The following is a 20259-nucleotide window of genomic DNA, read 5'->3' on the forward strand; positions in this document are numbered from 1 at the left end:
CCTCAGAAGCTGGCGAGCAGGGCGATTTCCACGGTGCGCGGTGCGCCGACCTGGAATTGACTGGGCGATACGTCCGAATAGTCCACGTAGAACTCATCGTTCAGATTGCGCCCACGCACCGAGATCTCGCCGAAGCTCACCTTGTAGCCGACCGCCGCATCGATGGTCGTGTAGCCGCGGGCGCGGATGGTATTGGCGTTGTCGGTGTAGAAGCTGCCGGCGTGCCGCAGTCCCGCGCTCAGCGTGACGGGTAGGGAATCGAAGCTGTAGAACGCAAACAGATTCGCAATCGTCTCGGGAATGCGCGGCGGCGTCTTGCCTTGGCGACTGATGCCGCCGGCTTCGATGAGCTCATCGAACTTCGCATCGAGTTTCGTGTAGTTCGCATCGATCCGCAGCTGTGATGTGACAGACGCGGACAGCGACAGCTCGACGCCGCGCGAGGACTGTCTGCCGCCCTGAATGCTCAGTGCGGGATTCGCCGGATCGCGCGTGATGATGTCGTCTTGGACCAGGCGATAGCCTGCAAGCGTTGCATCGATGCGATCGTCCCAGAGGCTGCTCTTAATGCCGAGCTCCACGGACTCGCCTTTGGTGAGGTCGAAGCGCGAATTGGCGGACGACAGGGACAGGATGTTGCCGACCGGTGCGACTGCCTTACTGTATTGCGCGAATAGTTGCGTCTTCGGCGCGAGGTCATAGACGGTGCCGAGTCGATAGGAGAGGGCGCTGTACTCACGCTCGAACTTCGGTGAGTTGACGATGAGTCGGTCCAGATCGATCCAGTCGTGACGCGCGCCGCCGGCCACCCTCCAGCGCGACGTGAGATCGATGGCGTTCTCGAAGAATACCGCCGTCACGTCCACTTCCGATTTTTGATTGATGGGCTCAAGAGAATCCGTGCCGCCCGGGAAGGTGCCGCGCTCCGGCTCGAACAGATCGACGGATGTGGTCGTTGCGAAGTAGCGTCGCGTGGCGAACGACAACCGGCTCGCCTCCGCGCCGATGGCAAAGCGGTTGCGCAGTCCGCCGATCGTGATATCGCCCGATAGCGTGGGGCGTTCGATCGAGTATTCGATGTCGTGGGTGACGATGCCCGTGGACCGATCCAGCAGCCCGCTCGAAGGGTTGAAGTTGAAGATCTCGGCGTTGATGAAGCTCCGGTCGGAGCGGTAGTTGCCGAATTCGTTGCTGAATGCGAGCGCATCGTTGATTTGCCAGCGCACGCGCGAGCGCAGCCAGAGCGTGTCGGAATCCAGGACGGCGTCGGTGACGTTGAAATTCGTTCTGCGCAGGGCGCGATCGATCACCAGATCTCCCGGTGCAGTTGCTGCAGACGAGGGACTACGAGCGATTGCACGTGGCACTAGCGGCGTGCCTAAGTCGGCCGTGTCGTAATCGTCCTCGCTGTAGTCGGCGGCGAACTCCAGCAGCAAAGAATCCGTCGGCTTGAGCGTTGCGCTGAGACTGGTCGCAAGGAGCCTGGAATCGCTGTCGTGCACCCAACCGGCCGATTGGCCGCGTGCAGCGATACCACGAATGGCCGCGCGCTCACCGAGCGGCAGATTGACGTCGCCGGCCAGGCGCACCGTGTCGTAGCTGCCATAGCTGGCGATGGCCTCGATTTGATCCGTGCCGAGCATGGCTTGCTTCGGTACCAGGTTGATGGCGCCGGCCAGCGCGCCCTCTCCGTAGAGCACCGAGGCTGGCCCTTTGAGAATTTCGATACGTTCGAACATGAAAGCGTCGCTGGCGCGCGAATAGATGAGCGGCGAAGCCACTCGCATGCCGTCGTACAGCAGGCCCACCGCCGCGCCGCTGAATCCTCGCATCGTCGGGGCGCCAGGACTGGTCGCCGGCAGCGAGGAAGTGACTCCCGGGGCGCGATTCAGTGCTTCGATGTTGGTGCGGGCCCCCAGTTCGGCGATCTGTCGTTCGGACAGAATGTCGACGATTGCCGGGGTCTCGCGCGCGGTCAGCCCGATTCGGCTGCCCGTGTCAGTGCGTGCATCCAGCAGCAGTTGACGATCGGCCACGCCGGTCACGATCACCTGTTCGAGCGTGCCGTCGGACTGTTGCGCGTGGCTGGTTGAAGTCAGGAGGACGAAAGAAATAACCGGCAGGCTCACGCCCGCCGAACGGATCGACTTTGATGAAATACGCATGGATCACCGTCTGCAAACAATTGCCGACCAGCAGCGCACGCTCGCACGGACCAAGGTCGTGCAAACGCAATGGCTGATGGAATAGCGGCCAGCTCAGGCGGCGTAGGGCCGGCCTGCGCAAGGGCTCGCGGAATGAGCAACGTTCAGACGGCGGGAGGTGCTCTGCTTCGATACGAAGCAGCAGCTTGGGAAGGGGCAGCCGGCAGGATTTCGGCGGGTGCCGCAACGTGCTGGCGATCAGAGGTGGCTACATATGCGACGACAGCGGGCGCCGCGCCGGCACTGGGCAGTGAGACGCAAAACGCGCATAGCTCTTTGTGGGTGTGTTGGCCGCCCAGATCTTCTGCCGGCACATGGAAGTGCGTCGCGGACGCAAACATCCAGACGCAAAGCATCATCGACAGCACGACGGCGAGGCGTCGTTGCAGGCGATGAGGCGGCAGTGATGAGGAGGACGATTGTCCCACGGTAGTTCGAGGCGCGACCAGGTCGGCGCGGACAATAACACAATGTTCGTGTCACGGAAGACCCTCGGCGTTCAGAAACATTCCCTGACGGTCCAGCAGCGATCGTTGAGACGAATGAACTTGACGACTCGAGGAACGCGGCGCGACACTTTGGTGCGATGACGCGATCGGTCACTCTCATCCGCACTTCCTCTCTGGCGCGACGTTATAACGTCATCGCGCTCGGGCTGGTGTTGTGTGCCTGGCTGGTCACGGCGGCCATGCACCTGCACGTCAAGGATCAGGACGCCGGCAACGCCGATTCGACCCACTGCGCCTATTGCTTCACGCTCTCGGCCGGCGCTGCGCCGGCCCCAGAGTTTCGCGTTCCGCCCATCATCGTCGTGCCTGCTGGCGTGGTCGCTTGCAGTGATACGACGGTCGACGATCGAACCACTCCGGCGTTTTATTTCTCTCGCGGTCCTCCCGCCGCCTGAAGTTCCCTTTGCTGACGATCCAAGTCGCGACGGCCACGAGTTCGTTCGCGATTTCGTGACGTTGGCGCTTCAAACATGAGTCCCATGGTGCGCGTGTCCGCTAAGGCGGATGCGTGCCGGTTGCGTCTGCGTGCGATGAAGTGCGCGGGCGGGAGGAGCTATGAAGAGTCCCGTATTTCTCATTGCGGCAACGGTGTTGCTGCCGCAATTCGTTCTGGCACAGCGGGCGGACGATAACGCCGTCACCGCGGCGGAAGATGCATTCGGCGCCACGTTGGGCAATGAAAGCATCGGTTTGTATTCCACCTCGCGCGTACGAGGTTTCTCCCCGGTGACGGCTGGCAACGTACGCCTGGAAGGCTTGTACTTCGATCGTCAGGCCTGGTTACCGAATCGCCTGGTCGAGGGATCGACCATTCACGTAGGCATCGCGGCGCAGGGATATCCATTCCCAGCGCCTACAGGGATCGTCGACTATCGCTTGCACAAGGTCGACGAAGCGAACGTCATCAGTATCGCGGGCGGCTTCAATGCTTATGCCGCGCCGTTGCTCGAAGTGGATGCGAAGATTCCGCTGATTCCGGAACGGTTTGGTTTGGCCGCCGGCCTGTCCTATGCGCACGAGGAATATTACGACGGCGCGGATGCCTACTACCTGCGAGCAGCACTTATTCCGCGCTGGCGGATCACGGAAACGTTCGAGGTCATTCCTTTCTGGGGGCTGACTCGGGGTCGCGACGAAGAGGTGGCCCCGACGATCGTCACGGCGGGATCCTTCGCGCCGCCCGAAATCGAGCGCCGTCGCTATTTCGGCCAATCGTGGGCGCAGAACGAGTCGGACAGCACGACCTATGGTGTCCTAACGAAGGCTCGCATCGGCGAGTCGTGGGCGCTTGCCGCTGGCGTGTTTCGCTCCGTCCAGGAAGAGATAACAAGCTTCGCGGACATCTACATGGGGACGCAGCTCGACGGCTTGACCAGTGAGCGGTTGTTTGCCGATCCGGAGCAGCGGTACGCCTCCACCAGCGGTGAGCTCAGGGCATCGCGCAGCTTCGTCGAGGGTTCGCGATTACACACGCTTCACATGTCTCTTCGCGCCCGAGAGCTTAGAAGCGTGTACGGCGGGTCAGTCGCTTACGATCTGGGATCACGCCTGTTGGGCAATCGGCTACCGGTCGAGCGTCCGTCCAGCTTCGCGTTCCGAGAGCGTACCCGCGACGCCGTCGATCAAACGACGATCGGTCTTGGCTATGAATTGCGCTGGCGCGGGGTGGGTGAGGCGAGCGTGGGATTGCAGCGTGCTGACTATGAGAAACGCATCCAGCAACCTGGACTGCCGGAAGTGAGCACCAAAGACGACCCCTGGCTCGTAAGTGCCACGCTCGCGGCCCATGCATCGTCGCGTCTGGCGTTCTATGCGGGCTTCACGCGAGGTCTCGAAGAGAGCGGCATCGCTCCCGACACGGCCGCCAATCGCAACGCGGCCTTGCCTGCTATCCGTACGCAGCAGATGGACGGCGGTGCTCGGCTGGCGTTGACCCAGGATCTGAAACTGGTTGCCGGTTTGTTCGAAGTCAAGAAGCCTTACTTCAACACCGACGAGAGCAACGTTTATACGACCCTCGGCGACGTTCGCCATCGCGGCATGGAGGTGAGCCTCAATGGCATGCCACATCCGGATTGGAGCGTCGTCGCCGGCGCGGTGCTGATGGAGCCACTCGTTACTGGTCAGCCGGTGCGGGAAGGGCGCATCGGCCGCAAGCCCGTCGGCCAAACGGAACGGCTGTTGCGACTCAATGTCGAGTATCGCCCGCCGGCGTTACGCGCGTTTTCGGTCGATCTCGCTGTCGCCAACTATGGTGAGCGAGTTGCGTCCAACGACGGGGGCGCCGTGCTGCCCGATTACACCCTGGTCGACATCGGCGCGCGTTATCGAATGCAATTCGGCGGAAAGCCCGCGACGTTGCGGCTCTGGGTGGGCAATGTCACGGATGAATTTTTCTGGGACGTCACCGCCAGTAACAGCTTCAGCTTGAGCGACGGGCGCCGCTACTCGGCGACTTTGTTCGTCGATATCTGAGTCCTGATTTGGCCGTCGCCTGCGATGACAGCCTGCTGGCACGAGGCGTACGATGAATGGCGGTACTCGAGCAGGAGCAACAGCGATGACGATGCGTGTGTTAGCGGGGCTCGCGATGACGGTCATCGCGGTGGCGGCGTTGGCTCATTCCACCGTGAAAAGCACCGTTCCGGCCAGCAACTCAACTGTGCCGGCGTCGCCGCCGGAGGTGGTCATCAACTTTAACGAGCCTGCACGGCTGGTTGCCGTGGTCGTCGCGCGAGCGGGCGCGTCAGAGCGCAAGTTGCAGTTCACGCCCGTCGGTGAAAGTACATCGTTCACCATTGCCGCGCCCCAGCTGGAAAACGGACGCAACGAGATCAACTGGCGGGCGTTGTCGAAAGACGGTCATCCGGTCAGCGGCACGATCGTCATCGTTGTGAAGCCCGGCGCCTGACACTCACTGTCCGTGCGGCGACGTGTATGTCGTGAGTATCGCCGTCGCAATGAGCACCGCGCCGATGCAAGCGAGCTCGGCGCCAATCGTCATGCGCAAGCTGCGAACGGCGCTCGCGTCTCCTTTCATCAGGCGTGCGGTGAGACGAATCTTGTTATAGCTCGCCAGCGCTAGAGCGAGCCCGGCGAGCACGACTTTGAGCGCCAGCAGCCTGCCATAGCTCGACAGCCAGGGATCGTTGTTGAAGTCCACCAATATTCCTATCAGCAGCAGTCCGGCGATCACCAATCCGCCGACCAGTCGGAAAGCGATAGGGCTGAAGCGCGCGACTAGCGCTGCGACTGTCGCGAAGTCCATGCGAGCGCAGGCGTCTCGCAGAATCCACAGCCCAGCGAACCACCAGGATGCGAACGAGACATGCAGGAATGCAACGAGCCCTGAGGCGAGGCCGTCCGCGGCGGCGTGACCGTTGAATGCGAACGACGCGGTCACGAGTGCGGCATTACTTAGCTGGGTGGCGCGGGCGGATTCATCGATTGGCTCCGTGCTAAGGAGCATCGCGGAGCCCGCGATCCGCAGGCACAGTGCCGCGCCGACTCCAGACAAGAACACGGCCGAGAGCGTGGCCGTATCGAATCCCGCGCCAAGTTGCAGGAATAAACATGCGGCATGGGCCAACGCCGCAAAAATCGTGAGCACGGCGCCGCCTCGCACGAGCCGAGACACTACCCATTCGCTGTCGGGTGGAGGGCGTAGCGTCGCCTGAGCGAAAACGCCACCGGCGCAGGATAGAACCCCCGCATACAGCAGCGCCTTCAGCAACGCGGCAAGCGCATCGAGCATTCGATTTGCCCCGGGACGTTCCCTGCGGCGCATTGTACCGAGGTTGCGTCCGACGCATCGGTTCTTCTGGATGCGCGAAAGATTCTAAAGACTCCGAAAATGTAGCTATAGTTGAACGCCGGGCGCAATAAAATTCGCCGCATGTCCATGCTTCGCTACTCCTCGCTTGTCCCGGTGCTCGCCATCCTGGGCGCGGTCACATTCCTGGCGCTCGGCACCTCCTGGGCCAAGTACGCTCTTTTCCCTTTGATCGGCGCCCAGGGTACGACGGCTGTGCGTGTCGGCTTTTCGGCCGTGCTGTTACTGCCGCTGTGGCGTCCGTGGCGCTGGCGCATTACCCGCGACGATGCCTGGAGAGTTGCCTGCTACGGCGCTGCCTTGGGCGCGATGAACCTGTGCTTCTATCTGTCCCTGCGCACGATCCCGTTTGGCGTGGCCGTGGCGATCGAATTTTCCGGACCGCTGGCGGTGGCGGTGTTGTCTTCGCGCCGTCCCATCGATTTCGTCTGGATCGCGCTGGCCGTCGCGGGGTTGGGCATGCTCTTGCCGCTCGGAGACAACGTCGGCGCGCTCGATCCTGTTGGTGTGATGTTCGCGCTAGTGGCGGCGGTCTGCTGGGGCACGTACATCGTGTTTGGCAAGCGAGTGGGGCACCTGCATGCCGGCCATTCGGTCTCGCTGGGATTGTTGGTGGCCGCGCTGGTGGTAGTGCCAGTCGGCGTGGCGCATGCAGGTGGCGCCTTGCTCTCGCCCTGGGTCCTGGTGGTGGGCGTGGGCGTGGCGGCGCTCTCGAGTGCCATCCCGATCTCTCTGGAGATGGTGGCGCTGAAGCGTCTTCCGCCGCAGACCTTCAGCATCATGGCTAGCATAGAGCCGGCAGTGGCGGCCTTGCTCGGACTGGCTTTGTTGGGCGAGCAATTAAATGCTACGCAATGGCTGGCTATCGGGCTGATCATGGCGGCATCGATGGGCAGCGCTGCAACGGCGCATCGAGCGGCAGAGCGTGCTCGTCGTTACGCGGATCCTGGGCTAGGAGGCTAGCACCTCCCATCGGCGCGGCAGGTCCACGCGTTCCGTCAGCGCTCTCGACGTACCCTATGCACCGCGTCCGCAAGAATGCGGACGCCACGCTCGATTTGTCTTGGGCTCAAGGCCGAGTACCCCATGACCAATCCGACTTTGTTCTGGGCGGTCCGGCTTGACTCATAGTGTGGAGTCACCGAATGAACTCCGACACCTGCGCTTCGGGCGGTCTCGATGAGAGTGCTTTCGAGTGAACGAGGCAGCTCGTCGAGCCAGACGACGACATGCAGGCCGGCATCGGCGCCTTCGATGGTGATGCGGTTTGCGAACGTGTGTTGAAGCGCGTTCAAGAGCGTCTTGCGTCGGTCGCCGTTCAGCCGGCGGGCCCGGCGCACGTGCCTGTCATACGCTCCCTCTTCGATGAGCGACGCCAATGCCTCTTGCTCGATCACCGGCGAGTGGCGGTCGGTGAGCTGCTTGGCCGATGCGAACACTTCCTGCAGCTCCGTTGGGACCACGAGATAGCCGATTCGCAGAGTCGGAGACAGCGTCTTGGAAATCGTCCCGAGGTAGATCACGTTGGCGTGGGATTCCAGACCGTACAGCGGCGGAACCGGGCGTATGTCGTAGCGATACTCGCTGTCGTAGTCGTCTTCGATCACAAAGGCATTGCGCTTTCTGGCCCATTCCAGCAACTCGTGACGGCGTGAGATCGACAGCACGCCGCCCGACGGAAATTGATGAGACGGCGTAACGTAGGCCAGCCGTGCATCGACGTCCGCCAGTAGCTCCGTCCGCAGGCCGTCAGCGTCTACAGGGATTGGCACGGGCGTGGCGCCCGTGCAGGAGAAGATGCGTCTCGCCATGACATAGCAGGGATCTTCGATCACGAAACGATGACCGGCATCGAGGATCAACCGGGCACACAAGTCCAGTCCCTGCTGCGAGCCGCTGACCACAATGATCTGTTCGACGTCGCACTTGAGTGTACGAGCACGCCACAGATAGGCCTGCAATGCGAGGCGCAGGCGGTGCGAGCCGCGGGGATCCTGATAAGCCAGCAGCTTCGGTTGCTGCTGCATGGCTGAGTTCATCGCGCGTTTCCAGACCGACGTCGGAAAATCCTCCGACGACAGACTGCCATAACGGAAATCGGCGACGAGTTTGGGAGCTGAGTAGTAAGGCCATGCGGGCAGTTTCCGAATGCGCTCGCCGAACGCCGCAAGGGGGAGCGGGCGCGAAGGACGTGGCGCTTTGTCGCGCGGTCCGTCGCTGATCCGGGAAAGGGCGACTCTGGGCCGCGAACCCTGTTGCACCTCAATGAACCCTTCGGCGAGCAACTGCTCATAGGCCACTGTCACGGTCGTGCGAGAAACACCAAGCTCGGTGGCTAACGTTCGGGAGGACGGCAACTGCCCGCCGGATCGGAAAACGCCGCTCGCGATCTGGCCCTTCAAGGTGTCGTAGATCGCTCGTGCGCCCGGTCGGTGGGCAACAGTCTTGCTCGGATTTTTCATCGGCTGGCAGAGTAACTGGCACAGCGAGTTGCTGGCAAACTGGACCTGTTCATCAGGCCAGCGCCTGCTGAGAATGCGGCTACGAAAAGCTTGCCAGGAGCATCATGTACGTTCCCGCCCACTTCGATGAGTCACGCATCGACCTGCTATACGATTTGATCGAGCACAGCGCGCTTGGTGTCTTGATCACCAATGGCAAGAGCGGACTCGATGCGAACCACATTCCGTTCGATCTGGACCGCTCGCAGGGAAAATTGGGATCGCTGTACTGTCACGTCGCACGCAACAATCCGGTTTGGCAGGACATCGGCAATGGCGACGAAGTGCTGATCGTCTTTCGAGCAGCAGACGCATATATTTCACCGCAGTGGTTCCCTAGCAAGCACGAGACTCACAAGCAGGTGCCGAGCTGGAATTATCTGGTTGCTCACGTCTACGGGCGCGTCACGATTCGAGACGATGAACGATTCGTGCGAGGCAACGTTGCTCGCCTGACACGCAAGCACGAGGCGTCGCAACCGCAGCCGTGGAAGATGACTGACGCGCCCGAGGACTACATAGATCTGATGCTCAAGGCCATTGTTGGCATCGAGATTGAAATTACGCGCCTGGTGGGCAAATCCAAGCTCAGCCAGAACAAGGAAGTGCGGGACATCCGCAGTGCCGGCGAGAGGCTCGTCGCTCAGGGCGACACGAGGGTAGGCGAGGCAATGCTGGTCGCTGCTGCCGCCAAAGCCGAGCGGGAGTGAGCGAATGCGTTCTTGGGGCGCTGCATGAACGTCCCGGATATGCGCCTGAAAGACAAAAACTGTTCTGATACGAGGTCAATTGCCAGGACAACGTGCTGCAATGCCCCGCGATGCGCCACCGAGTAGGGCCAATGTCCTGCCGAGAATCCGTGAGACTTGGCGCACGACGTAGCTTGGGAATGGGTCGATGAGTACCAGAGCAGAGGCATTCGATCGGTGGATCCGCAGTTCGTTTGTGGATCTCAATACGGAACTGGAGGAGCTGTACTTCGCTCAGGAGGAGCGAGCTCAGGTGCTGGGCGTTGGCGACCCGATCAAGGAGCGGCTGCGAGCAGAAGGGCACGTGCATGTTGTGGCACTGCTGGAGGAGGGAAACACCGGCGCTGGATTCGATACGGCATTCGGTGTGCTCGGCAACGTCGGCTTGTATCTGGCGGCGCTGCGTCGTCATGAGCTGACCAATCCCGCTCGCGAAGATCGCTCTCCATTTCCGGAGGCCTCGGCGCTCGCGTTGCATGTTGGCGTCTCGCTTGGCATGGCGCCGCGATTTGCCACCGCGCACCTTGCCATGAACAACCTCGCTGTCGCCGGCGTGCGCAAGAGTTTTACGTGGTTGCCGGATGAAGTGCTGTTCATCGATGAGAACACTCGCGGCATCTTGTCGCTGCAGACTGCCGCCGACGCTCTCATGCGCATCGTGCATCTCGGAGTCTCGAGCCCTGTCGCGGACGTGCTGTTTCGCACTACCAAGCAAGCACTGCAGGACGTGATGGCAGTCAATCAGCGACTGTTCGATCGCTTGGACATTCAACGATTTTTCTATTGCGTCCGCCCGTACTACAAGCCGCATCGCGTTGGCCGGCAGGAGTATCGAGGTGCCAACGCCGGCGATTTCTCCGGCATCAATGAGCTCGATCTGCTGTTGGGCCTGTGTCGGGCCAACGACCCGTACTACGCTCAGCTGCTGGTCGACAAGATGCTGTTCATGTTGCCGCAGGATCAGGCACGCTTGCGCGATTGCATGACACGCACCAGCTTGCTGGATGAATTGCTCAGGCTGGGGGAGCGGCACTCGCGAGCCGACTGGTTTCAGCAGAACGCTCGCATGTATTTGGAGATCTGCGATTTGTTCGGGCAGACGGCAGCCCAACATCACGACGCTCTGGTGAAGCGCTTCATTGAACAACCGGCGGCGGATCTAAAAGAGGACAAGCTGCCAGGCCTCACCGCCAGCGGCCCACCGTTGCCCGTCCTGCTGCGCTCCCTGGAAGTCCTGCGAGACATGCGGATGGCCGCCGACCGATCCGACATCGTCACTCGTCATCGCGACGTGGCTCGACTGCGAGCGCTGGTCGACGCAGGCGCCAGCGCCTGACCGCTCCATCCCTCAGAGAAAAAAACACATGACAAATCGCAGCGACGGACAGACTGCCGTAGCAGATGGGGCAGGGTATTTCTTATATCACTCGATCGGCATGTTCCGAGGCAAGCAGCAGCTGATCGAACAAGGGCTGAGTGCATACGCAAAGCTGTGGAGCGCGACCGATGATTCGCAGTGGCCGCAGGCGCTCGGCATTCGCCAGCGCTTCATCGATCGCTGGCGCGGGCTGATCAACGCCGACCCGGGAACGCTGACGACCGCGGACAACGTGACGACTGCACTCTACAGTTTGATCGGATCTTTGCCGGCAGCGATGCTCAAAGGGCGGCGACTGCTGGTCGGCGCCGACTGCTTTCCCAGCTTGCATTTCCTGCTCGCGGGCATGGCGCAGCGGAGCGGTTTCATACTGGATACTGTGCCGCTGAGAACCGGAGAAGCCTGGGTACGCGATGAGGATTTCTGCTCGCGATGGAGCGGCGATGTGGCGGTGGCACTGCTGACTCAATGCACGTCAACGGCATCATATCGTTGTGACATACCCACTCTCGTGCAGCACGCGCGCAGCGTGGGCAGTCTCGTCGGTGTTGATATCACTCAAGGCATAGGGTTGCTGCCGTTCGATGTACGCGCGCCCGAGGTGGATTTCACGGTGTCTACCAGCTTGAAGTGGCTTGGCGGTACGTCGGGTGCGGGGATTTTACATGTGCGCAAGGATCTGCTGACTCAATGCAGTCCGGAGCTGCGTGGCTGGTTCAGTCAAGAGAATCCGTTCTCATGGGCACTGGATGCCTTCGAGTATGCATCGGACTCGCGGCGCTTCGACCATGGCACCCCCTCAGTCGTTGCCTGCGCAGGTACGCTCCCAGTGCTCGAGTGGCATGCACAGCAGAATCAGAGTGAGCGTCTTGCTCACAATCGGCGTCTTGCTTCCAAAATCATCGCCGCCGCCGATGGAATTGGCCTGCCTCTGGTGAGCCCGCGCGAGGAGGAGCGGCGTGGCGGGAGCGTCATGCTCAGACTGCCTCCTTCTGCGGATACTCGCGCAATCATCGGCAATTTGCGTGCTGCCGGCGTGTACGCGGATTGTCGGGGTTCAACGCTGCGACTGTCGCCTGGCGACCTGACCACCGACGCCGGTGTCGAGCAGCTGGAGGTGTCTTTACGATCACTGCGTTATTAAAAAATGACATCCATGAAGTAACGCTTTGACGTGGCGGATACTGTGCTTGTGCTCGCGGCTTTGTGACGCCTTACGGATTTTCCATGAGTCGCGTGATGCGATACTCCCCAAACAGGGAGTCCAACATGCTGCCATATAAGAACGTCGTTGCAGCTTTCGTGCTGCTCTTCTCGGTCGCTCCAGCGGTCGTTGCGGAAGGAGCTCAGTGCCAGGGGCTACTCTGTGGGGCGTCTATACGCAGACGGCGCTAGCGCGTTGGTACATCGGAAATTCCAGCTGCAAAGCGGGAAGATCTATTATCTCGGCGCCATCACCATGAACATGCCTGAATGCGGCCCGGTAGACATCGCTCAGGTGGACAAGAGCGACAGAGATTTGGCCATTTTCCGCGAGCAACATCCTCAGTTCGCTTCAGCCGAGATTGAATTCCTGTCGTTCGACCTCGGCACGCGAGGAGTGCTCGACGGCAAGCGGCAGCCGATCGAGGATAGTCTGCGCTCGTATTTCACTCACTGAGGGCCCAACGTGCGCAACCTCGCCCTCATCGTACTGAGCGTCCTCACTTCTGCGTGTGGAACTGCCAAAGGACCGCCGTTTTCACCTGCGCAGCCACCCGGTGACGACCAGGCGCTCATCTATATATATGCGCCGCCTAGCGATGTCCCCGCATTGGCATCGTTCGGCTACGACTGCGGACTGGCATTGGACAATCAACAGATCGGTCGGCTGCAGCCGCACGGCTATACACACATTTATTTGCAGCCGGGGCGCCACGATGTGGATTCCTGGCTGGGGGCGTATACGTATCCACCCCTGAGAATCACTGACCGGTTCGAAGCAGGGCAGACTTACTACTATCGCTTCGAGGTGACCGGCAACCCACGGATGCTCCAATGGGCCATCCGCCAGGTTTCGTCGCAGCAGGCTCGTCGGGAGATCGTCGAGTACCGTCACCAACCGAACACGTACAAGCAGTAGAGGTCGCTGCCCGCGGCGTGTGCCGCATGGCGGTTGACGTACCGCGATCTTCCTCCTATCTTTCACGCCATCCTTGGTGCCCGCTTCCGATGAAGCCGGGCTGAAAAGGGAATCCGGTGACCGCTCGTGAACCCACGACGCGCATTCCGGAGCTGCCCCGCAGCGGTAATTGGGAACGAACGGCGCTTACAGCACTGGGTCCTCGGACCTGGGAAGCAGCGCCTAGTAGGTCGGCATTTCATGCCGGTGCCCATGAGCCCGAAGACCTGCCAAGGAGCGCGCGCCCGACTGCGGCGCGCATGCTGTCGGGCTCTCGTGGGAAGGGGCTGATGGAAACAGCCTCGCTACGTTCGTAGCCGACGCTTCTTTCCAGCTCCACTCATTCGAACCCGATTCGCTCGCGGGAGCGAACGCCAGCTATCGACGGCACCGTCAACCGGTGCGTACCGTCGTGGCCGTGTGTTCTCGCGAGTCATTCGATCGAAGGGAGCGCGGGATGACTTTGCGAGCAGTGCGTGGACCGTTCGTTACGGCGCCTGTAACGCCGTTAATCGGCGCCGCGACAACGTTAAATAACTTGTGGCGTGTGCGGCGCTGACGATGATCGCGCCATGAGTTGGAAGCGTCAGTTATTCCTCTGGCATCGCTGGACAGGCATCGTCCTGTGCCTGTTCTTCGCGCTCTGGTTCTTGAGCGGCATCTTCATGATGTACGTGGGCTTTCCGGAGCTCACCCGAGCCGAGCGTTTTGCCGGGTCGCAACCGCTGCGCTTGCCAGCGACCGCGCTGGCACCGGACGAGGCTGTTGCCAGGCTGACGCCACAAGACTTCTTGACGAAAGCCACGCCGACGGCGATTGAGTACCTGAATCCCAGTGCTGTCGTCACGGCGCGATCGATCCGGCTCGCAATGATTGCGGAGCGACCTGCTTACGTCATCTCCGCCAGCAATGGTGCTCAGCCTCGAGTCGTCTTTGCCGACAACGGCGAGGTTCTGCGCGAAGTCACGCCGGAGGCAGCGCAGCTCGTTGCGGCATCTTTCGTAAAACGCTCTGGCGCTCCAGCGTCGGTGGACTCGATTGCTTTCGATGCGCGCATCCAGACGGACCAATGGACCGTCTCCGGGCTCAACGAGCATCGGCCGTTGCTGCGTTTCCGATTGAACGATGCCGCGGGCACCGTGCTGTACGTCTCGTCGACCACCGGCGAAGTCGTTCGCGATACCCATTCCACGGAGCGGGCGCTCAACTACCTGGGCGCGGTCACGCACTGGATCTATCCCACGTTCATTCGCAAGTATCCGCTGCTCTGGGAATGGATCGTCGACGTCCTTTCGGTCATCGGGGTCGTGCTCGCGGTCAGTGGGCTTTGGATTGGCATTCTTCGTTGGAATCGGCGCGCACCGCCGGGCAAGCGCCAGGTTCCTTACAAGGGGCTGATGCGCTGGCATTACTTCACCGGCATCGTGTTCGGGCTGGTGACGATTACCTGGGTCTTCAGCGGGCTGATGTCGATGAACCCCCTGAGCATCAATCCGCCGCGCCGCGCCAGCGCCGATCAGCAGTTGTTGTATTCGGGAAAGCGGCTCACGCCGTCCGACTTTCAGTTGCCGGTCACCGGTTTCGGCGATCTCGCCATGGAGGCGGAGCTGATCCATTACGACGGCCAGCCGTTCTATCGAGTCACGGATGCCGACATGTCGGTTCGGCTCGTTGCAGGAGCGCCCACGGCGACCCGCCTGCCGGACTGGCAGACGATGGCATCACGCGCGCCGCAACTCATTCCCGATGCGCCGCTGGTGGAATCAAAGCTGCTGACGAGCTACGACAACTACTTCTACTCGCGACACCCCGAGCGCGGCGACCGGCGTCTGCCGGTCTTACGTGTGCGCTTCGGTGACGAGCAGAGCACTTGGTTCCACCTCGATCCAATCACGGGACAGCTATTGGATCGCAGCACGTTCACCAACCGCGTCTATCGATGGCTGTACAGCGGGCTGCATTCCTTCGACATCTGGTGGCTGTGGCAGCGCCGGCCGCTATGGGACATCTGCGTCATCACATTTTCACTGGGCGGGCTGCTGCTTTCGGTGATTGGTGTCGTGATCGGCTGGCGACGCTTGCGCTACAAGCCCATGCGTCGTGCGTCGAGCCGCGTCGATGAAATTGAAAAGAACAGTTTGGCAATTCGAGTACAGCGATCATGAGACGAGCATCGAAGCATTCCCTGCACTTCGTGGGATTGGGGGCGGGCATCCTGCTGACTTCCTTCCAGGTCGGTGCAGCCGAGGCGGATTCTGGAACCCTGCGCCGCATCCTCGTCGAGGATGCCAGCATCGATCAGCTGGGGCTGGATCGACCCGCCAGCAGTGCGAGCCGCTTGAATCTCACGCCGCTCGAAACGCCGGCGAACGTCGAGATCCTGTCCGGAGAGAGCATCGTCGCGCGCGGCGACTCCAGATTCGTCGATGCCATCAGTCGTGCGACGGGCATTACCAATGTCAGTTCTCCGGGCACGGGCAATTCGCTTACCGCGCGCGGCTTCTCCGGGCACACCTCGGTGATGACGCTTTACGATGGGATGCGCTTCTTCGCGGCGGCGAGCACGTTGACGTTTCCGTTCGATACCTGGTCTATCGATCGCATCGAGGTACTGCACGGACCGGCGTCGGTTCTATATGGCGAGGGCTCGCTCGGCGGTGCGATCAACGTGATCCCCAGAAAACCCAGTCGCCAGGAAAGCTATCAAGCGCGTTTCTCCGTCGCCGATCACGATACGTACCACTTGGGACTGGGCGCGGGCGGACCGCTTGGCGAGCGGTTCTCCTATCGCACCGACGTGAGCTATCGACAGAGCGAAAACTGGTTCGAGAACGGCGATGCGGAGAGCCTCGCGATATCCGGCGGTTTGCGCTGGGATCTGACGGACAGCCTCTCGGCCACGCTCATGTACGACTACGGCGATCAGGATAAAGCGCCGTACTACGGCGTTCCGTTGATCAATGGCCGGTTGAACAAGGCGTGGATCGAGCGCAACTTCAACTTTGGCGATGCAGTCATGAAGTGGCGCGACGACCTGACGCGTCTGAACCTCACTTGGAGCGTTGCCGAGGGCGTCGCGCTGACCAACGATACTTACTACATCAGCAGCAATCGCCATTGGCGCAATGCTGAAGCGTACGCATACGTCGCGGCCACCGGGCTGGTCAACCGCTCCGATTTTCTGGAGATCTATCACAATCAGATCCAGCGCGGCAACCGCACCAACCTGGTCGTGAATCATTCGCTATTCGGGCTGCAGAATGATGTCTCGATCGGCTTCGACATCAATTCCGTGCGCTTTCTCGGCCCGAGCAATTCCCCGTTCCGCGGTAGCGATGCGATCGATCCGGATGACTTCGTGCCCGGGCAATTCAACAGCCCCGATGCTACCCGGCTCACTTATCGGGCCGAGACGCAGCAGTATTCGATCTTCGCTGAGAATCGCTTGAAGGTGACCGACCGATGGGCGCTCGTCGGCGGTCTGCGCTATGACGATATTCAGGTGGATCGCGATCAATTCTTCGATGCCAACAGCTTCGAGAAGGGCTATTCGCCGCTGAGCTGGCGCATTGGCTCAGTGTTCGACATCACCAGGACGTTCGTGGTGTTCGGGCAGTACGCGAGCAACTCCGAGCACGTGAGCACATTGATCACCAGCTCCGTCGCGCAGGCACCGTACCGGCTGACGCGCGGCGAGCTCTACGAAGTCGGCGTCAAGCAGATCTTCGCCGATGGCCTCGGGCAGTGGACGCTGACCGCCTACGATCTGACCAAGTACGACATCCTCAGTCGTGACCAGGACAACCCGAACGTGCAACAGCAGATCGGTGCGCGCTCTGCGCGTGGATTGGAGTTCGCCGTGGCGCTCGCACTGGGCGAGAGCTGGGCGATCAACGCCAACGTTGCCGCATTGGATGCGCGCTATGACGACTTCAAGGAAGTCACCGGCGGTCAGATCATCGTGCGCGATGGAAAGACGCCGACTGGCGTACCCGAGCGAACCGCGAATGCCTATGTCACTTGGGACTTCCTGCCGGACTGGCAGGCTGGTGCGGGCTGGCGTTACGTCGGTAAACGCTATGCCAACAATGCCAACACGCTGACCGCCAAGGCATACAACGTCGCCGATCTCAACGTTCGCTGGCAAGCCATGGACGAGATGGGGTTGACGTTGCGTCTCGATAACGCCTTCGACAAGGTCTATGTCACGTCGACCAGTCAATCACAGTGGAGCATCGAGAAGCCGCGGACGCTGGAGTTGATGGTCGACTTCAGATACTGACCGCCGCCGAACGGCCCATAGGACACGTGTTCAAGAACCGCCGCTGGCGGCTCTGCGTTCGGTGCGCATTGCCCAGGTTGAACTGAGTATCCGCGCTCGGCATTATCGTGGGCTATGCCACCACTCGATTTCGTTCAGCTCGTCAAGAAAGCCGTCAATCTCTGGCTGGATCGGAATGCGTTCCAGCATGCCGGTGCATTGGGCTTCTGCACGCTGTTCTCGCTGGCACCGCTGGTGATCATTCTGGTGGCCATCGTCGGCTTCGTCTATGGCGAAGAGGCGGCGAGCGGAGAGATCTCGGCGGAGATTGCCGATCTCGTGGGAGCGCAGGCGGCAGCGGCGGTGGAGGAGGCCGTGCGCCGATCGCAATTGAAGGAGGCGGGGATTCTGCCCACGCTGCTTGGGCTGGGCGCGCTCGTGTTCGGCGCGACGACCGTGTTTGCGCAGATGCAAAGCTCGCTCAACCAGTTCTGGGGCGTCGTGGCCCGGCCCACGCGCAGCGGCATCCTGACCTTCATCACCGTGCGTCTGCTGTCGTTGAGCATGGTGTTGATCATCGGATTCCTGTTGGTCACATCATTCGTCGTCAGCGTCGCCATCACCGGCATCGTCCAGTACGCAGATCAGCTGATTCCCGTGCCGCCGCTGGTGGTGACCGGCATCGATGTGGCCGTTTCGCTGGGGGTGACGACGCTGCTCTTCGGAATGATTTTCAAAGTGCTGCCGGATGTCCGTTTGCAGTGGAGCGACGTGTGGCGCGGTGCTTTCATCACGGCCGTGCTGTTCGCGGTCGGCAAGTACCTCATTTCGTTCTATCTCACTCACGTAGCGCCGGCCTCGACCTATGGTGCGGCGGGATCGCTCATCCTCGTCCTGCTGTGGGTCTATTACTCCTCGCTGATTCTTTTCTTCGGTACGTGCCTCACCGTGGTGACGATCCTCACACGCGATGGCGCCGTCACGCCAAAGAGTACGGCTGTGCGCTTGAACATCGCCGTTCAAGAAGAATAGCTGCACAACAGCACGCCAGCGACTGAGCGTGCGAGAGCAACTTTTAGCAAGGCTGAACCATTACCCTGCATGGCGCCACTCACTACTCGAGTGCGCCGGTTCGAGTAACGGTTCGCCGAACAGCCGGGCTATACGGTGTGATTGACGCACCCATGCTCTCAATCCTGATCGCCCATTCCTACTTCCTATGCTTCGATCGCCGGCAGCTCGAGCGGTCAAAGCCCTATCCTCCGTTGGCCACTCTGCAGGTCGCCGCGCTGTTGCGCACAGCCGGTCATCAAATCCATTTCTTCGATGCGATGTTGGCCGAGGGTCTCGAAGAGTATGAACGCTGCCTGGCGAGCGCCGCGCCGCAAGTCCTGTTGCTTTATGAGGATTCGTTCAACTTCCTGAGCAAGATGTGCCTGGCGAACATGAGGCGCGCTGCCTGCGAAATGATCGCCGGCGCGCATCGCCGTGGCATACGGGTGATTGCCGCCGGCTCCGACGTCACAGACGCTCCAGGTGCATACCTCACAGCGGGAGCCGATGTCGCACTGCTTGGGGAAGGACTGCCTGCGCTAACGGAGTTGGTGAGGCGGCTCGACACTCATCCGACAGTAGTACGAGAGGAGCTCGTCGAGGGAGTGCCGGACATTGCATCTTTGCACGACGGCGCTGTGCGGACGATTCGCGTGCCTCGCACGGCATCGCGCACCACGCCCGACCTCGACCTGCCTGCGTGGGATCTGGTCGATATGGATCGCTACCGTGCTGCGTGGCTGAAGGCTCATGGTTTTTTCAGTCTCAACATGGCCGCTTCGCGAGGCTGTTCGTTTCGTTGCGCCTGGTGCGCCAAGCCGATTTGGGGCAACCATTACTTACAGCGCGCCGCGACCTCGGTCGCTGCGGAGATGGCATACCTCAAACATCACTTCAGGCCCGATCACATTTGGTTCGCCGACGACATTTTTGGCTGGCGAGTCAGCTGGGTTCTGTCATTTGCACACGCGGCCCGCGCCGCTGGCGGGCCGGTCGAGTTCACGATTCAGACGCGTGCCGATCTCATCACCGATCGCATGGCGCTGGCGCTGCAGGAGGCCGGCTGTTGCGAAGCCTGGATCGGGGCAGAAAGCGGCAGTCAACGCGTGCTCGATGCGATGGACAAGGGCACGACGGTCGCCGAGATCGTTACCGCCCGCGCGCGGCTGAAAGATTGCGGTGTGCGCGTGGGCTTTTTCATTCAACTGGGATATCTGCACGAGCAGCTCGAGGACATTCTCGCCACGCGCGAGCTGCTCCAGCAGGCTCGGCCCGATGCTGTCGGTGTCAGTGTGTCCTATCCCTTGCCCGGCACTCGATTCTACGAGCAGGTCAAGGAACAGCTGGGGAGCAAGACTCACTGGCGCGACAGCGGCGATCTCGAAATGATGTTCCGCGGCACATACCAGTCGGATTTCTACCGCTCGGTGCGGAATCTGCTGCACGAAGAGGTCGATCTGGAGCAGCCCGGGATCACCCGCGACGCGGCCGAATATCACCTGGCCCGGCAGCAGCTCGAGCGCCGCTGGGCGCTGCTCGTTGCCAAGGCGAACGATTATCTCAGTGATCCGCCAGTAACGGTGGCGGGCTGAGTGCGCAGGGGGGCAGTCA

General features: G+C 61.2%; 16 protein-coding genes and 1 riboswitch. Of the genes, 13 read left to right on the forward strand and 3 right to left on the reverse strand.

The features are described 5' to 3' along the window. Positions 1–2 precede the first annotated feature (2 nt). Positions 3–2165 (reverse strand): TonB-dependent receptor, encoded by a 2163-nt coding sequence (locus tag D0550_RS14185; protein WP_116809844.1) that lies wholly within the window; start codon positions 2163–2165, stop codon positions 3–5. A gap of 625 nt (positions 2166–2790) precedes the next feature. On the opposite strand from D0550_RS14185, the gene D0550_RS14190 reads away from it, so the two are divergent. From D0550_RS14190 to D0550_RS14200, 3 genes are all read left to right on the forward strand, one after another. Beyond that, complete coding sequence (locus tag D0550_RS14190) at positions 2791–3108, forward strand: hypothetical protein (protein WP_116809845.1); 318 nt, start codon at positions 2791–2793, stop codon at positions 3106–3108. 160 nt (positions 3109–3268) lie between these two features. Next, positions 3269–5188 (forward strand): TonB-dependent receptor domain-containing protein, encoded by a 1920-nt coding sequence (locus tag D0550_RS14195; protein WP_116809846.1) that lies wholly within the window; start codon positions 3269–3271, stop codon positions 5186–5188. An 85-nt stretch (positions 5189–5273) separates the two neighbouring features. Continuing rightward, positions 5274–5624, forward strand: a complete 351-nt coding sequence (locus D0550_RS14200) for a copper resistance CopC family protein (RefSeq protein WP_161965822.1) — start codon at positions 5274–5276, stop codon at positions 5622–5624. A 3-nt stretch (positions 5625–5627) separates the two neighbouring features. On the opposite strand, the gene D0550_RS14205 is transcribed toward D0550_RS14200, so the two are convergent. Then, positions 5628–6467 carry a copper resistance D family protein gene (locus D0550_RS14205; RefSeq protein ID WP_161965823.1) on the reverse strand — a complete coding sequence of 280 codons (840 nt, stop codon included), beginning with the start codon at positions 6465–6467 and terminating at the stop codon, positions 5628–5630. A 141-nt stretch (positions 6468–6608) separates the two neighbouring features. Between D0550_RS14205 and D0550_RS14210 the strand changes: the two genes are divergently transcribed. After that, complete coding sequence (locus D0550_RS14210) at positions 6609–7508, forward strand: EamA family transporter (RefSeq protein WP_116809849.1); 900 nt, start codon at positions 6609–6611, stop codon at positions 7506–7508. Positions 7509–7543: 35 nt separating this feature from the next. Here D0550_RS14210 and pdxR read toward each other — a convergent pair whose 3' ends face one another. Continuing rightward, positions 7544–9007 carry a MocR-like pyridoxine biosynthesis transcription factor PdxR gene (gene pdxR / locus D0550_RS14215; protein WP_116809850.1) on the reverse strand — a complete coding sequence of 488 codons (1464 nt, stop codon included), beginning with the start codon at positions 9005–9007 and terminating at the stop codon, positions 7544–7546. A gap of 104 nt (positions 9008–9111) precedes the next feature. On the opposite strand from pdxR, the gene D0550_RS14220 reads away from it, so the two are divergent. From D0550_RS14220 to D0550_RS14260, 9 genes are all read left to right on the forward strand, one after another. Next, positions 9112–9756 carry an FMN-binding negative transcriptional regulator gene (locus D0550_RS14220; RefSeq protein WP_116809851.1) on the forward strand — a complete coding sequence of 215 codons (645 nt, stop codon included), beginning with the start codon at positions 9112–9114 and terminating at the stop codon, positions 9754–9756. A 187-nt stretch (positions 9757–9943) separates the two neighbouring features. Then, complete coding sequence (locus D0550_RS14225) at positions 9944–11131, forward strand: PrnB family protein (RefSeq protein ID WP_116809852.1); 1188 nt, start codon at positions 9944–9946, stop codon at positions 11129–11131. Positions 11132–11159: 28 nt separating this feature from the next. Next, a complete protein-coding gene (locus tag D0550_RS14230; RefSeq protein WP_116809853.1) occupies positions 11160–12317 on the forward strand; it encodes an aminotransferase class V-fold PLP-dependent enzyme in 1158 nt (385 codons plus the stop codon). 255 nt (positions 12318–12572) lie between these two features. Next, positions 12573–12833 (forward strand): hypothetical protein, encoded by a 261-nt coding sequence (locus D0550_RS14235; RefSeq protein WP_116809854.1) that lies wholly within the window; start codon positions 12573–12575, stop codon positions 12831–12833. A 9-nt stretch (positions 12834–12842) separates the two neighbouring features. Continuing rightward, a complete protein-coding gene (locus D0550_RS14240; protein WP_116809855.1) occupies positions 12843–13295 on the forward strand; it encodes a DUF2846 domain-containing protein in 453 nt (150 codons plus the stop codon). A gap of 57 nt (positions 13296–13352) precedes the next feature. Next, positions 13353–13583: riboswitch (cobalamin riboswitch) on the forward strand. A gap of 323 nt (positions 13584–13906) precedes the next feature. Then, positions 13907–15499 (forward strand): PepSY domain-containing protein, encoded by a 1593-nt coding sequence (locus tag D0550_RS14245; RefSeq protein WP_116809856.1) that lies wholly within the window; start codon positions 13907–13909, stop codon positions 15497–15499. Beyond that, complete coding sequence (locus D0550_RS14250) at positions 15496–17616, forward strand: TonB-dependent receptor (protein WP_116809857.1); 2121 nt, start codon at positions 15496–15498, stop codon at positions 17614–17616. The genes D0550_RS14245 and D0550_RS14250 overlap by 4 nt, the downstream gene beginning before the upstream one ends. Before the next feature lie 114 nt (positions 17617–17730). Beyond that, positions 17731–18627 carry a YihY/virulence factor BrkB family protein gene (locus D0550_RS14255; RefSeq protein ID WP_116809858.1) on the forward strand — a complete coding sequence of 299 codons (897 nt, stop codon included), beginning with the start codon at positions 17731–17733 and terminating at the stop codon, positions 18625–18627. Between the two features lie 152 nt (positions 18628–18779). After that, positions 18780–20240: a B12-binding domain-containing radical SAM protein gene (locus D0550_RS14260; protein ID WP_116809859.1), complete on the forward strand. Its 1461-nt coding sequence runs from the start codon at positions 18780–18782 to the stop codon at positions 20238–20240. Positions 20241–20259 lie beyond the last annotated feature (19 nt).

Source organism: Steroidobacter cummioxidans (genome assembly GCF_003104955.1).